Origin of the sequence: Mycolicibacterium chubuense, assembly GCF_001044255.1 — a bacterium.
GTDB classification, from domain to species: domain Bacteria; phylum Actinomycetota; class Actinomycetes; order Mycobacteriales; family Mycobacteriaceae; genus Mycobacterium; species Mycobacterium chubuense.
In genome coordinates this window covers 1-14659 of sequence record NZ_JYNX01000079.1, presented here as the reverse complement: position 1 = coordinate 14659, position 14659 = coordinate 1, and the positions used below count along the sequence as shown (strand labels likewise).

Sequence of the window (14659 nt, the reverse complement as noted above, 5' to 3'; positions counted from 1 at the left end):
GGCCGACGGCGCGCGCGGCCCGGGCCGTCACCGAAGGCCTGCTGATGACGCTCGACCAGCCGTATCCGGTCGCGCTCGCCCGGTTGAGCCAGGCCATCGGCGCCGAACAGGACCGCTCCATCGTCACTCCCGACACGCCGGCCGCCCTGGTCACGCTCGCCGCGCTGCACGGCGGCGACCCCGTGCGGGCGCGGTCGGTGATCGGACGGGCCGTCCGCGAGGGGGGCCGCGCCGGTGCCGCAGATGCGATCTTCGTCACGCACCGGCACCGGCTGCTGCTCGGCTGGGCGCTCATGCAGGACGGTCACCTGCCGGCGGCCGGCGCGGCCGTCGCCGCGGTGGCCGGCCAGCAGCTGCACCGGCGCGACGCGCTGTGGGCCGCGGCGCTGCAGACGGCGATCGCCCGGCGCGGCGGCGACACCGGAGCCATGCAGCAGCACTGGTATTCGGCGATGGAGGTGCTTGCCGAGTGCTCGACCGAGGTGTTCGCGCTGCTGCCGCTCGGCGAGCTGTGGGTGGCCGCGGCGCGGATGCGTCAGGTCGACCGGCTGAGCCACACCCTCGACGAGGCGTTCGGATTGCTGCGTGCGCTCGATGATCCGGGGCTGTGGTCGGTGCCGCTGCACTGGGCCGGTGTGCACGCGGGCATCCTGGCCAACTCCCCCGACGACGTCGCCCCGCACGGGCAGGCGCTGACGGCGGCCGCGGCGCACAGTTCGTTCGCGAAAGCGCTGGCCACGGCGGGGCGCACCTGGCTGCGGGTGCTCGCCGGGCACGTCGATGTCGACGAGGTGGCCCCGGCGGCGCGTGCGCTCGCGCAGTTCGGCCACACCTCGGATGCCACCCGGCTGGCGGGCCAGGCCGCCCTGCAGACCGCCGACCCCCGCGTCTCGCAGGCCATGCTGCAGCTCGCCCGTGATCTCAAGCAGGCGGTGTCCGCCCCCGAGCCATCCGACGAGCCGGTACCCGCCGAGCGGCCGGCGGCCCCGGCACAGCGGCCGGGTGCGGCGCGCGGGGCCACCCGGCTGTCCGACCGCGAACGTGAGGTCGCCGAGCTTCTGGTGCAGGGCCTGCCGTACCGGGACATCGGGGCGCAGCTGTTCATCTCGGCCAAGACCGTCGAGCACCACGTTGCCCGGATCCGGCGTCGCCTCGGGGCCGAATCACGCTCGGAGATGTTGTCGATGCTGAGGGTGATGCTCGCCCCCGCGCAATGACCGCGGCGTCAGGTTAGGACAGCCTGTGTAGCGGTGTATCCGCGCCGGATGCAACTATGAGCTGGCAGCGAGCTAAAGTTACTTGTCAGTAACATGGTCTAAGTTACCCGCTGGTAACCAGAACCGGAGGATGCGCGTGGAAACCCAGATGCTCATCAGAATGATCGTCGGGGCGCTGATGATCGTGGTCGTCGGACTTTTCGCCGTCAAGCGCGTGCTGTGGCTGACGAAGCTGATCCGGTCGGGCCAGCCCATGAGCGAGGCCAACAACCGCAAAGACCACCTGAAGAAGCGGATCACCACACAGTTCGAAGAGGTGTTCGGCCAGACCCGGCTGCTGCGGTGGTCCGTCCCCGGCATCGCGCACTTCTTCACGATGTGGGGCTTCTTCGTCCTGGCGACCGTCTACCTCGAGGCCTTCGGCCTACTCGTCGTCCACGATTTCCACATCCCGATCGTCGGCCGCTGGGATGTTCTGGGCTTCCTGCAGGACTTCTTCGCCGTCGCGGTGCTCGCCGGCATCATCACGTTCTCGATCATCCGCATCGTTCGCGAGCCCAAGAAGCACGGCCGCGACTCCCGGTTCTACGGCTCCCACACCGGCGGCGCCTGGCTGATCCTGTTCATGATCTTCAACGTCATCTGGACCTATGCGCTGGTCCGTGGCGCGGCCGTGGTGACCGGCAACCTGCCCTACGGCAACGGCGCGTTCTTCTCGCAGCTGATGGGCGCGATCCTGCGGCCGCTGGGCGTGCCCGCCAACGAGTGGATCGAGACGCTCGCCCTGCTCGGCCACATCGCGATCATGCTGGTCTTCCTGCTGATCGTGTTGCACTCCAAGCACCTGCACATCGGCCTGGCGCCGATCAACGTCACCTTCAAGCGGATGCCGAACGGCCTGGGCCCGCTGCTGCCGGTCGAGTCCAAGGGCGAGGTCGTCGACTTCGAGGATCCCGCCGAGGACGCCGTACTGGGCCGCGGCAAGATCGAGGACTTCACCTGGAAGGGCTACCTCGACATGACGACCTGCACCGAGTGCGGGCGTTGTCAGTCGCAGTGCCCCGCGTGGAACACCGGCAAGCCGCTGTCCCCCAAGCTCGTGATCATGAATCTTCGCGACCACATGTTCGCCAAGGCGCCGTACTTCCTCGACGGCAAGGAATCCCCGCTGCAGAACACCCCCGAGGGCGGTCTCGGCGAGGAGCTGCGCGGGGAGAAGAAGAGCGAGGAACACTCCCACGAGCACGTGCCGGAGTCGGGCTTCGAGCGCATCCCCGCCGGCTCGCCGCTGCAGGCCACGCGCCCGCTCGTCGGCACCCTCGAGCAGGGCGGCGTCATCGATCCCGACGTGCTGTGGTCCTGCACGACGTGCGGTGCGTGCGTAGAGCAGTGCCCGGTCGACATCGAGCACATCGATCACATCGTCGACATGCGTCGCTACCAGGTGATGATGGAGTCCGAGTTTCCCGGTGAGCTCGGTGTGCTCTACAAGAACCTGGAGAACAAGGGCAACCCGTGGGGTCAGAACGCCAAGGACCGCACGAACTGGATCGACGAGGTCGACTTCGACGTCCCGGTCTACGGCAAGGACGTCGAATCGTTCGCCGGCTACGAGTACCTGTTCTGGGTCGGTTGCGCCGGCGCGTTCGAGGACCGCGCGAAGAAGACCACCAAGGCCGTCGCCGAGCTGCTGGCCACCGCCGGGGTGAAGTTCCTGGTGCTCGGCGAGGGCGAGACCTGCAACGGCGATTCCGCGCGCCGCTCGGGCAACGAGTTCCTGTTCCAGCAGCTGGCCGCGCAGAACGTCGAGACGCTCAACGACCTGTTCTCCGGTGTCGAGCGGGTGGACCGCAAGGTCGTGGTCACGTGCCCGCACTGCTTCAACACGCTGGGCCGGGAGTATCCGCAGGTCGGCGGCAATTACACGGTGCTGCACCACACCCAGCTGCTGAACCGGCTGGTCCGGGACAAGAAGCTGGTGCCCGTCAAGCCGGCGGACGGCGGGATGGACATCACCTACCACGACCCCTGCTACCTGGGCCGGCACAACAAGGAGTACTCGGCGCCGCGTGAGCTGATCGGCGCGTCGGGGGCCAAGCTGACCGAGATGCCACGCCACGCCGACCGCGGCCTGTGCTGCGGCGCCGGTGGTGCGCGGATGTGGATGGAAGAGCACATCGGCAAGCGCGTCAACGTCGAGCGCTCCGAGGAGGCCGTGGACACGGGCGCGTCGGCGATCGCGACGGGCTGCCCGTTCTGCCGCGTGATGATGACCGACGGCGTCGACGACGTCACGTCCACGCGCAGCCTGGAGAAGGCGCCCGAGGTGCTCGACGTCGCCCAGCTGCTGCTGGGCTCGCTCGACAAGACCGGCGTCACGCTGCCCGAGAAGGGCACGGCGGCCAAGGAGGCCGAGGAGCGCGCCGCGCAGGTCGAGGCCGAGGCGCCGGCCGAGGTCGAAGAGGTCTCCGAGGCTTCTGAGGCCCCGGCGCCCGCCGAGGCCACGGCCGATACCGCGGCCGAATCCAAGCCGGTCACCGGCCTGGGTCTGGCCGGCGGAGCCAAGCGGCCGGGCGCCAAGAAGGCCGCCGCACCCGCCGAGGACAAGCCCGCGGCCGTGGAGGCCAAGGGTCTGGGCATCGCGGGCGGGGCCAAGCGCCCCGGCGCGAAGAAGGCCGCCGCGGCAGCCCCGGCTGCCGAGAGCGCGCCTGCCGAGGCGCCCGCCAAGGCCGAGCCCGAGGTCAAGGGGCTGGGGATCGCCGGCGGGGCCAAGCGGCCCGGTGCCAAGAAGGCCGCCCCGGCAGCCCCGGCTGCCGAGACCGCGCCTGCCGAGGCACCCGCCAAGGCCGAGCCCGAGGTCAAGGGGCTGGGGATCGCGTCGGGAGCGCGGCGGCCCGGCGCCAAGAAGGCACCGGCGTCCCCGAACGAGGGTGCGTCGACCGTCGTCCAGCCGGCGAACGTCGATCCGGACAAGGCCGAGGCCGGCACCGAGGCCCCGGACACCGCCGATTCGGACCGCGGCCTCGACGCCAAGCCGGAACCCGAGGTGAAGGGCCTGGGCATCGCGCCCGGTGCGCGTCGCCCCGGCGCCAAGAAGGCACCCGCGTCGGCGCCGGCGTCCGCCCCGGAACCGGCCGCCGAGCCTGAGCAGACCCCGGAACCTGAGGCCGCCGCACCCGAGCCCGAGCCCGCCGCCCCGGCGACGAACGGCAACGGCGAGGCACGCGTGGTGGGTGACGAGCCGCCCGTGAAGGGCCTCGGCATCGCCAAGGGTGCCCGACGCCCCGGCCGCCGGTAACGATGTCAGCGAGCGTGCATCCAGGGTCGTGATCAGCGCCGATCAACGACCCTGGGTGCACGCTCGATTCATATTTCGGTGGACGGCGATGCGACACTTGTCCACATGACGACCCATCAGGTGCCGTGGCAGGCGGGCAGCGGGCACGCGCGTCAGCGCGAGTTCACGCAGTCCAGCAAGCTGCAAGATGTTCTGTACGAGATCCGTGGCCCCGTACACGAGCACGCCGCGCGTCTGGAGTCCGAGGGGCACCGCATCCTCAAGCTCAACATCGGCAATCCCGCGCCGTTCGGCTTCGAGGCGCCCGACGTGATCATGCGCGACATCATCCAGGCGCTCCCCTACGCCCAGGGCTACTCGGACTCCAAAGGCATCGTCAGCGCCCGGCGCGCGGTGTTCACCCGATACGAGCTCGTCGACGGCTTCCCGCGTTTCGACATCGATGACGTGTTCCTCGGCAACGGCGCCTCCGAGCTCATCCAGATGACCCTGCAGGCCCTGCTCGACAACGGCGACCAGGTGCTCATCCCCGCTCCGGACTATCCGCTGTGGACGGCGTGTACCTCGTTGGCGGGCGGCACCCCGGTGCACTACCTGTGCGACGAGACGCAGGGCTGGAATCCCGACGTCGCGGACCTGGAGTCCAAGATCACCGACCGCACCAAGGCGATCGTGGTCATCAACCCGAACAACCCGACCGGTGCGGTGTACAGCCGCGAGACGCTCGAGCAGATCGCCGAACTGGCGCGCAAGCACCAGCTCCTGCTGCTGTCCGACGAGATCTACGACAAGATCCTCTACGACGACGCGCAGCACATCTCGATGGCGTCCGTGGCGCCCGACGTGCTCACGCTGACCTTCAACGGGCTGTCGAAGGCCTACCGGGTGGCCGGTTACCGCTCGGGGTGGCTGGTGATCACCGGACCCAAAGAGCACGCGGGCAGTTTCATCGAGGGCATCAGCCTGCTGGCCAACATGCGTCTGTGCCCGAATGTGCCTGCACAGCACGCGATTCAGGTCGCCCTCGGCGGCCACCAGAGCATCGACGACCTGGTCCTTCCGGGCGGCCGGCTGCTGGAGCAGCGCGACGTCGCATGGGAGAAGCTCAACCAGATCCCCGGCGTCTCCTGCGTGAAACCGCAAGGTGCGCTGTACGCGTTCCCGCGGCTGGATCCCGAGGTCTACGAGATCAACGACGACGAACAACTGGTGCTCGACCTGCTGCTGCAGGAGAAGATCCTCGTCGTGCAGGGAACCGGTTTCAATTGGCCCACACCGGATCACCTGCGCATCGTGACACTGCCGTGGGCGCGCGACCTGGCGGCTGCCATCGAACGCCTGGGCAACTTCCTGGTCAGCTATCGGCAGTAGGGGCATCCCGCCCCCGACCGCCTACTCTGTCCGGGTGGCGCACTCACACTCGCATTCGCTGAGCGGGCCGTCGCCGCTCGGGCCGCTGGCCGCGAAGATCGTCGTTGCGATCCTGGCCGCGTGTGCGGTGGCGGTTGCCATCGGCGCGGTCGTGCTCTGGCCCAGCGGCCAGAAGGCCGACATCCCGCTCCCCTTCCAGAATGCCGCGGGCGGCGCCGTCACCACCGAGGCCGGCCATGTGGTCTCGAGCAGCACCGCGACGTGCGGCAGTCCGTCGGCCGGAGCGGTGCTCACCTCCGCTCCCGTGCCTGCGGTCGGCGAGGGGGCACAGTGCGTGCAAACGGTGGTGGCGATCGACTCCGGACCGAATCAGGGGGCGACGACGCTGCTCGAGTTCAGCGGCGGCCCCGGGCAACCGCAGCTTGCCGTCGGCGACGACATCCGGATCAGCCGGCAGGTCGACGATGTGGGCACCACCACGTACTCGTTCTACGACTTCGAGCGGACGTGGCCGCTGACCGTGCTGGCCGCGGTGTTCGCGGTGGTGATCGTGGCGGTCGCGAGATGGCGCGGGCTGCGCGCGCTGGTCGGCATCGTGATCGCGTTCGGCGTGCTCGTGGTGTTCCTGCTGCCCGCCCTGCGCGACGGGGCGCCCGCGGTCCCCGTTGCGTTGGTCGCCTCCGCCGCCATCCTGTTCGCGGTCATCTATCTCGCCCACGGAGTGAGCCTGCGCACCAGCGCCGCGCTGTTGGGCACGTTGACCTCACTGCTGGTGGCGGCGCTGCTGTCCTGGGCGGCAATCGAATTCGCCCACCTGACCGGTCTGTCGGAAGACCAGAACAACGAGGTGGCCGCGTATCTGGGCAACGTGTCGATCACCGGGCTGCTGCTCGCCGGCTTCATCATCGGCTCGCTCGGTGTGCTCAACGACGTGACGATCACCCAGGCCTCGGCGGTGTTCGAACTCGCCGAGCTGGAGCCGGTGGGCCGGCGGGCGATCTTCGTCGGCGCGATGCGCGTGGGCCGTGACCACATCGCCAGCACGGTGTACACCCTGGTGCTGGCCTATGCGGGCAGCGCGCTGCCGCTGCTGCTGTTGTTCAGCGTCGCGAGCCGGTCACTGGGCGACGTACTGACCAGCGAGAGCGTGGCGATCGAGATCGCCCGCTCCGCGGTCGGTGGTATCGCTCTGGCCCTTTCGGTACCGCTGACCACGGGCATCGCCGCGATCCTCGCGACCCCGCACCGCGCCGAAAACGCCTAGGCGGGGATGGTCCTGACGTTCTGCCCAGTGGTCACGTAGACCGTGCCGTCGGGGCCGACGACGGGCAGATACAGCGGCGGCGTGCCGCCGAGGTCGAGCACCTTGGTCACTCCTGACGTGGTGAGCGCGTAGACCCCGGCGTCGTCGGGTGCGCCACTCGCGACATAGGCCGTGCCATCCGGGCCGAACACCAAGGCCTGCACCGGGAATGATCCGTACTGGGTGACCACCGGGTGCGTCAACGTCAGCTCGACGCCCGTCAGCCCGGCCGAGTCGAAACCCACGATCTGGTTTCCGAACGACGGATCGTTGCGCAGGATCAGGTATCCGCTGCCATCCGGGCCGAACTGGACGTCGGAGATGTTGGCCAAGGCCGGTCCACTCACCGACGGTGAGAATGTGTCGTTGGACAACGTCAGCAGGATCTGTGAGGTGGCGGCGCCACCGAGCTGGCGCACCTGGCTGAGCAGATAGGCCGCGCCGTCGGGGCCGAAGAAAACCTGCCCGGGAACGGTGCCGGCGGGCAGTTCGATAGTGCGGTCGATGGTGCCGTCGGCGTTCAGCACCGCGAGATAGGCCGCGTCGTTGGCGGTGTAAGTGACGTAGCCGTGGTCGTCGGCTTGCTCGCCGGCACCGAGGATCCGGTTCGATGCCTCGAGCTGGGGCGGCGTTCCGGGGAGCGTGACCGTGCTCCTGCTGGTGCCGTCGGGGCTGATGACGACGACCGGCGTGTTCTGCAGCGACGGGTCGTTGATCACTGCGTAGATGGTGCCTTCCGCCGTGACCTGGAAGCTGCGGAGGCGTCCTTCGATGATCCTCGGCTCGGCGATCGCCGACGGGACGATCTTGTAGATGGCGGTGGTGCCGTCGACCCCGTTGTCTTTGGCGCCGGTGTAGGTGACGGTCTCCAGGTACACGCCGTCGTTCTTCACGACGACGCTCCCGGGCAGGCCCGTGATCGTACGCGTGGTGATCGCGGCTCCACGCATGGTGTATATCCGAGTCGTCTTGCCGCCGAACAGCGTTCGCACCCCGACAGGTAGATAGACGTAGCCGTCCTCGCCGAGGATCGGTCCGCGGCCGTCGTTGCCGNTCGTCGCCCCGTCCGCGCCGAAGGCACGTAGCGTCCGGAGACCGAACTGGGTGGAGAGCAGGTAGGCGCTGCCGTCGGGCGCCAGCGTGACGCCGGTGTCGGGCGCGAAGGACCGCACGGTGTTCGTGGGCGAGATGCGGACGGTCCGGTAGTCGGCCGCGCCGGTCGGGTCGAAAATCGTTGGGATGAACGTGTCGAGGTACAGGGCGCCGTCGGCGCCCACCGTCGGCTTTCCGCTGGGCGACCCGGTGAACGCGGCCACCTTCGTGACGACGCCCGCACTGTCGACCGACCACATGGTGGAGCGGTTACCGCGTTCGTTGGAGGTCACGATCACCAGCGACCCGTCCGGCCGGGTGACGCCCTGCGAGTAGATATTCGGTGTACCGGCAAAGGCATCGGTGGTGCTGAGCACGTTGCCTGAGCTGTCGACGATGCTGACCCGGGTGCCTCCCGAGCCGGTGGTCACCTGGTAGACGGTGCCGTTGGCGCCGACGACGACGGGTCCGCTGGGCGCGCCGGGGAGCGGCGTGCTCGCCTCGCTCGGTTCGGCTGCCGCGGCCGACTGCGCGGTGCTCGACGCGGCAGCGGTCGTCGCGGAGCCGGCCCGATGCTCGTCAGCGTGGCGCCGGGCGGCGACCAGCATGGTCGCCAGCAGCGGTGACGCGGCGGGGGCTTCGGGATCGTCGTCGTGGCGAGGCGCGGCTTTCGGAGTGTAGATCGACTTCAGGACTGTCCTGACCGTGGGAGCAGCGACCACATCGTCGGTGTCTTCTGTATTGACCTGCGCCACAAGAGGTGTCGCATCTGGGGTGTTGTCCGTATCGTCGGCCGGATCGGACTGGTGTCGGTCGGGTTCCGTCTCGGAGGCGGTCGACCGGTCAGCGCGCTTGACGCTCAGGCCACGCTTCTTCGTCGGCGGGGTATCGGTATCCCGATCGTCTGACGTCGCCGCCGACGAGGTCTTGTCCGCCGTCTTGGTCGTGCGTTCGGGCGCCTGTCGGCCAGGGCTCTCGGAAGCCCCGGCAGAGGGCGAATCATCGGGCTGCGCCCACGCCACGGCTGGGACGGCCGCCACCGCAGACCCGATTCCCAATGCCACCGCCAACGCACCGACGCGCCCGACGTACCTGTCCCACCCCATGCGAACGCCCTCCCCCTAGAGTCTCCAGCAAACCTACGGCCGATACGGCTGTATGGCAATCAGGGATTTCCCTCGGGAAAGGCTCAGCGCTCCAGCAGTTCGAGCAGATACGCGCCGTAGCCGGACTTGAGCAGCTTGTGTGCGCGGGCGGCGAGTTCGTCATCGTCGATGAACCCGACCCGCCACGCCACTTCCTCGGGCACGCTGATCTTCAGACCCTGACGGCGTTCGATCGTGCGCACGTAATCGCTGGCGTCCAACAGCGAATCGAACGTCCCGGTGTCCAGCCAGGCGGTTCCTCGTGCGAGCACCTCGACGCTGAGCCGGCCCTGCTCCAGATACCTCTGGTTGATCTCGGTGATCTCGTACTCCCCGCGCGCCGACTTGCGCAGCGAGCGGGCGATGTCGACGACGTCGTTGTCGTAGAAGTACAGCCCGGGCACCGCGTAGTGCGATTTCGGCGTTGTCGGCTTCTCCTCCAGCGACAGGGCTGTGCCGTCGTCGGCGAACTCGACCACCCCGTAGGCCGACGGATCGGCCACCCAGTACGCGAAAATCGCTCCGCCGCTGACGGTTTGGAATCGACGCAGGCTGGTGCCCAGTCCCGGGCCGTAGAAGACGTTGTCGCCCAACACGAGTGCGACGGAGTCGTTGCCGATGTGGTCGGCGCAGATCACGAACGCCTGTGCCAGACCGTCGGGCTCGTCCTGCAGGGCGTAGGTGAGGTTGATGCCGAAGTCAGAGCCGTCGCCCAGCAGGCGGCGAAACGCCGGGGCGTCGTGGCCGGTGGTGACCACCGCGATGTCCCGGATGCCCGCCATCATCAGCGTGGACAGCGGGTAGTAGATCAGCGGCTTGTCGTAGACGGGCAGCAGCTGCTTGCTCGCGCCCATCGTGATCGGATACAGCCGGGTACCCGAACCGCCGGCCAGGATGATGCCGCGCATCAGCCGGTCAGATCTGCTTCGGTCAACTCGGTGGCTGCCAGCGCGGCAGCCAGGTCGTCATGCCGGAACACCGACGTCACGTGGTCGTGGACGACGCGGAACGCCGAGGCCGCCGATCCGGCGTCCCCCGCCGCCGAGGCGGTGCTCTCCTCGACGACCACCACCCCGTCGTGCACATAGATCCGGCCGGGCTCGATCGTGCGGCCGCCCAACCCCTGCGCCCACGACCGCAGCGCCTCGTGCCCTTGCGCGGCGCCATGGGCGTCACCGATCTCGATGTCGTCGCTGGACAGCGAGAGCAGGGTGTCGACGTCGCCGGTGTTGAGCGCGTCGTGCCAGGCGAGGACAGTGGCCATCTCCGAAGTGGTCATGATCGAAAACTACGCCCTCAGAACGGCGTGCGGTCCAGCCACCCGTCCCAGACGGCGGTGTCGCCGTGCACCTCGATGTCCGCGTCGGCGACCGAGATGCGCCGGACGGTCGCCAGCAGCAGATCCTTGGCCGGGCCGCGCAGCGCGACGCTGCCCTTGCCGTGATCATGCGACCACCACAGGCCTTCCTCGTCGTGCACGATCATCCACTCCCCGGTCGGGCCGAGTTCGGGATCGGTGGCGTGCAGGTGGATGGACTGCCCACGCTCGAGCGCGGGCCCGTGCCGCCTGTCCACCGAGACGCGATCGATCCACTCGCTCAGTGCGTCGGCGGCCAGTTCAGGAGACAGATCGAACGGGACGCCCAGCGCCAAGGCGGCGTCGGCGCGGTGCACGGTCGCCTCATGCAGCCGGCGGCGGATCCACCATCCCGCCGGGCGGGGGCCGACGAGCGTCCACACCCGGGTCTCGGCGCCGACGCGGTCGATCGCATCGCTGATCAGTTGCGCGCCCTGATAGAGCCAGTCGGCGGCCGCGTCGGGATCGTCCGGCGGCTTGCCGTCCCGGACGTCGCGCGGGTCCAGCGGCTGGTTCCGCCGTTCGAGGATGATCTGTGCGGCCCAACGGTTTCCGCGCCCGACGTGACGGAACAACTGCTTGAGGGTCCAGTCTCCACACGTCGGCACGGGAGTCGCCGGGTCTCCCGTTCGGATCAGGTCGCCGAAAGCTCGAGTCTGCTCGAGCAGAGCTGCTCGGAAGTCCACGACTTCACGCTAGCGCGGCGCGCGCGGTCCCAAGCGTGATCGGCAATGTTGACCATCCGCGCAGCACGCGGGTGTCTCGACGATGGCCCTCGCCGGCCAGCCGGGCACCGGGATAGCGCTCGAAGAAGGTGCGCAGTCCCACCTCTCCCTCGGCGCGCGCCAAGGCGGCACCCAGGCAGAAGTGCCGGCCGCCGGAGAACGACAGGTGCTTGCCGGCGTTGTCGCGTTCGATGTCGAACCGGTGCGGATCGGTGAACACCTGCGGATCCCGGTTGGCTCCGGCCAGGTGGATCACCACGAGTTCGCCGCGCCCGATGCGGGTGCCGGCGATCTCGACGTCGCGGCGGGCGAAGCGGGCACTCATCTGCACCGGCGAGTCCAGGCGCAGGATCTCCTCGACGGCGCTCGGCCACAGTTCCGGTCGGGCGGCGAGTGTGTCGAGGTGCTCGGGGGTGTCGAGCAGCATCCGGATGCCGTTGCCGAGCAGGTTCACCGTGGTCTCGAAACCGGCGGCGAGCACCAGACCGGCGGTGGCCTGCAGTTCGCGGTCGGACAGCCGGGCGCTTTCCTCGGACGCGTGGCTGGCCTGGATGAGCTGGCTCATCAGGTCATCGCCGGGGTGGCGCCGCAGGTACTCGAGGTGCTCACCCAGCCAGGCGTTGAAACCCGCGATGCCCTCGTGCACCTGCTGGTACTGCCGCCAGGACAACCCGATATCAAGGCTGGGCGCGGCGAGCTCGCCGAAACGCAGGATCTGCTGCCGGTCGGACTCAGGGACGCCGAGGATGTCGCTGATCACCGCGACGGGCAGCTGCGAGCAGTACTCGGCCACCACGTCGACCACGCCGGACCGGCTCTCCAGCTGGTCGAGCAGCTCGTCGGCGGTGTGCTGCACCCGGTCGCGCAGGGCGGTGACCGCACGCGTGGTGAACACCGAGGACACCAGCTTGCGGCACCGGGTGTGGTCGGGCGGCTCGATCGACAACAGCGACGGCGGCTCGATGGGGTGCAGCAGGCCGGGGTCGGTCTTCTCGTTGATCCAGCGCAGCGGTGTGGGCAACCCGGCGCCCAGCGCCGAGACGCGGAAGTCGTCGGAGCGCAGGATCTCGTTGGCCACGGCGTGGTCGAACGTCATGTACACCGCGCGGCAGCGCACCACCGGCCCGCGCACCCGAAGCTCGTCGGCGAATGCCGCGGGGTCGGCACGCACCGCCGGGTCGGCGATGAGCCGGGCCTGCGGGTCCCCGCCGCGCCGCGTCCCGATCGCCGACAGCGTGCGCACGATGCCGTGCAGGGCGAGCCAGCGGATCCGGTGCCGCATACGGTCCATCACTCGAGCTTAAGCAGCGGTCGCAGATCGTCCAACCGATCGAACAGATGCCAGATGTAGGACGACGAGCCGTTCTCCCGGTGGGCGTGCAGGTCGGCCAGTTCCGGATCGTTGCGCTAGCTGTCGAAGGCTTCCTCGGAGTCCCACTCGACGAGGATCAGCACCGGGCGGGGCTCGATGTCTCCGGTGACCGATTCGCGGAAGCGCCCGAGGGCCACCACCCGGCCGCCGTGTTTGGCGACCTCCTTCGGGGAGCGCTTCGAGTAGGCGCGGTATTCGTCGCGGTCGGCGACGTCGAACAGGTTCAACGCGTAGACGGTCACGTCCCGACGCTACGACCCAGCGCGTGGACCCGCCAACCCGCCTGCTGCCACCGCTCGACATCGAGGCAATTCCGGCCGTCGACAACGACTTTCGTGCGCACGGTATCGGACAGGGCGGCGGGATCGATGTCGACGAACTCGGCCCATTCGGTCAGCACCAGTACCGCGTCGGCCCGCTCACAGGCCTCGGCGGCCGACGTCGAGTAGTTCAGCGTCGGGAACAGCAGGCGGGAGTTGTCCATCGCCTTGGGGTCGTAGACGTTGACCGTGGCGCCGTTGAGCTGGAGCAGGCCGGCGACGTTGAGCGCCGGTGAGTCGCGCACGTCGTCGGATTCGGGCTTGAACGCCGCGCCGAGGACGGCGATGTTCGCCCCGAGCAGGGAGCCGCCGCAGGCCCGGGTGGTGAGCTCGACCATCCGGGTGCGGCGGCGCATGTTGATGCTGTCGACCTCACGCAGGAACGTCAGCGCCTGATTGGCGCCCAGCTCACCGGCGCGGGCCATGAACGCGCGGATGTCCTTGGGCAGACACCCCCCGCCGAAACCCAGCCCGGCGTTGAGGAACCGGCGGCCGATGCGCGCGTCGTAGCCGAGCGCGTCGGCCAGCATCGTCACATCCGCGTCGGCGGCCTCGCACACCTCGGAGATCGCGTTGATGAACGAGATCTTGGTCGCCAGGAAGGCGTTCGCCGAGACCTTGACCAGCTCGGCGGTCTGCAGATCGGTCAACAGGAACGGCACCCCGGCTTCGAGCAGCGGCGCGTACAGCGCGCGTACCGCATCCTCGGCCAATCGCGAATCACGCTGCACCCCAACAACGATGCGGTCGGGATGCAGCGTGTCGTGGATGGCGAAGCCCTCCCGCAGGAACTCGGGGTTCCACGCGACCTCCACGTCGACGCCCGGCCGCGCGAGAGCGGCCGCGCGCACGGTGAGATCGGCGGCGGTGCCGACGGGCACGGTCGACTTGCCGACGATCACCGCCGCCCGCGTCAACAGCGGAACGAGCGTGTCGACGACGGCGTGGACATGACACAGGTCGGCGGCGTACTCGCCCTTTTTCTGTGGGGTACCGACGCCGAGGAAGTGCACGTCGGCGAATTCGGCAGCCTCGGCGTAGTCGGTGGTGAACCGCAGCCGGCCGGTCTCGAGGTTGCGCTGCAACATCTCTGGCAGTCCGGGCTCGTAGAACGGAACGTCACCTGCGGTGAGCTTGGCGATCTTGCCCGGATCGATGTCGACACCGATCACCTCGTGGCCCAACTCGGCCATGCCGACGGCGTGGGTGGCTCCGAGGTATCCCGTGCCGAAGACAGTGCATCGCATAGTGCCTCTCTAGGTACCCGTGATGAGCCGATGGGAACGTGACACCGAGCACCAGACCAACGCCAGATGACGAACGCGTGCGGGCGGCCCGCCGAGAATGTGCACTCAGGGTCGCGATCGGCGGGGCGGTTTCAAGGGGTCGATGCAACACCCCGTGTGATTGAGGAGTGTTGCGATGGGTCGCGTGCCGTTGCGGTCGCGGATGCCGGCGT

Annotated in this window: 9 protein-coding genes and 1 pseudogene; 4 read left to right on the top strand and 6 right to left on the bottom strand. The window is 69.0% G+C overall.

Features of this window, described 5'->3' with window-relative positions:
- The 4 genes from MCHUDSM44219_RS25960 to MCHUDSM44219_RS25945 all read left to right on the top strand — a co-directional run.
- A partial coding sequence (locus MCHUDSM44219_RS25960) for a LuxR C-terminal-related transcriptional regulator (RefSeq protein WP_048421156.1) occupies positions 1-1217 on the top strand: 1217 nt, incomplete at its 5' end.
- Positions 1218-1353: 136 nt separating this feature from the next.
- Positions 1354-4515, top strand: coding sequence for a heterodisulfide reductase-related iron-sulfur binding cluster (locus MCHUDSM44219_RS25955; RefSeq protein WP_048421157.1), 3162 nt, complete (start codon positions 1354-1356; stop codon positions 4513-4515).
- A 105-nt stretch (positions 4516-4620) separates the two neighbouring features.
- Positions 4621-5886: a pyridoxal phosphate-dependent aminotransferase gene (locus tag MCHUDSM44219_RS25950; RefSeq protein WP_048421155.1), complete on the top strand. Its 1266-nt coding sequence runs from the start codon at positions 4621-4623 to the stop codon at positions 5884-5886.
- A 34-nt stretch (positions 5887-5920) separates the two neighbouring features.
- A complete protein-coding gene (locus MCHUDSM44219_RS25945) occupies positions 5921-7150 on the top strand; it encodes a YibE/F family protein (RefSeq protein ID WP_172506311.1) in 1230 nt (409 codons plus the stop codon).
- 2320 nt (positions 7151-9470) lie between these two features.
- Here the strand turns inward: MCHUDSM44219_RS25945 and rfbA are convergent.
- The 6 genes and pseudogenes from rfbA to MCHUDSM44219_RS25910 all read right to left on the bottom strand — a co-directional run bounded on the left by rfbA (position 9471) and on the right by MCHUDSM44219_RS25910 (position 14447).
- Complete coding sequence (rfbA, locus tag MCHUDSM44219_RS25935; protein WP_048421152.1) at positions 9471-10334, bottom strand: glucose-1-phosphate thymidylyltransferase RfbA; 864 nt, start codon at positions 10332-10334, stop codon at positions 9471-9473.
- Positions 10334-10705 carry a nuclear transport factor 2 family protein gene (locus MCHUDSM44219_RS25930; protein WP_048421151.1) on the bottom strand — a complete coding sequence of 124 codons (372 nt, stop codon included), beginning with the start codon at positions 10703-10705 and terminating at the stop codon, positions 10334-10336. Before MCHUDSM44219_RS25930 ends, rfbA begins: the two co-directional genes overlap by 1 nt.
- 17 nt (positions 10706-10722) lie before the next feature.
- Positions 10723-11469 (bottom strand): maleylpyruvate isomerase family mycothiol-dependent enzyme, encoded by a 747-nt coding sequence (locus tag MCHUDSM44219_RS25925; protein ID WP_048421150.1) that lies wholly within the window; start codon positions 11467-11469, stop codon positions 10723-10725.
- A 4-nt stretch (positions 11470-11473) separates the two neighbouring features.
- Entirely contained in the window at positions 11474-12790 is a 1317-nt protein-coding gene (locus tag MCHUDSM44219_RS25920) for a cytochrome P450 (RefSeq protein WP_048421149.1), read from the bottom strand.
- 8 nt (positions 12791-12798) lie between these two features.
- Positions 12799-13122: pseudogene (locus MCHUDSM44219_RS25915) on the bottom strand (DUF1330 domain-containing protein).
- Positions 13119-14447, bottom strand: coding sequence for a UDP-glucose dehydrogenase family protein (locus MCHUDSM44219_RS25910; RefSeq protein WP_048421148.1), 1329 nt, complete (start codon positions 14445-14447; stop codon positions 13119-13121). The pseudogene MCHUDSM44219_RS25915 and the gene MCHUDSM44219_RS25910 overlap by 4 nt, the downstream one beginning before the upstream one ends.
- Between the last annotated feature and the right edge of the window lie 212 nt (positions 14448-14659).

Excerpts from the sequence above, each read along its gene's own strand:
- MCHUDSM44219_RS25920 (WP_048421149.1), bottom strand. The coding sequence starts at position 12,790 with ATGCGGCACCGGATCCGCTGGCTCGCCCTGCACGGCATCGTGCGCACG.
- MCHUDSM44219_RS25930 (WP_048421151.1), bottom strand. The coding sequence starts at position 10,705 with ATGACCACTTCGGAGATGGCCACTGTCCTCGCCTGGCACGACGCGCTC.
- MCHUDSM44219_RS25950 (WP_048421155.1), top strand. The coding sequence starts at position 4,621 with ATGACGACCCATCAGGTGCCGTGGCAGGCGGGCAGCGGGCACGCGCGT.
- rfbA (WP_048421152.1), bottom strand. The coding sequence starts at position 10,334 with ATGCGCGGCATCATCCTGGCCGGCGGTTCGGGTACCCGGCTGTATCCG.
- MCHUDSM44219_RS25910 (WP_048421148.1), bottom strand. The coding sequence starts at position 14,447 with ATGCGATGCACTGTCTTCGGCACGGGATACCTCGGAGCCACCCACGCC.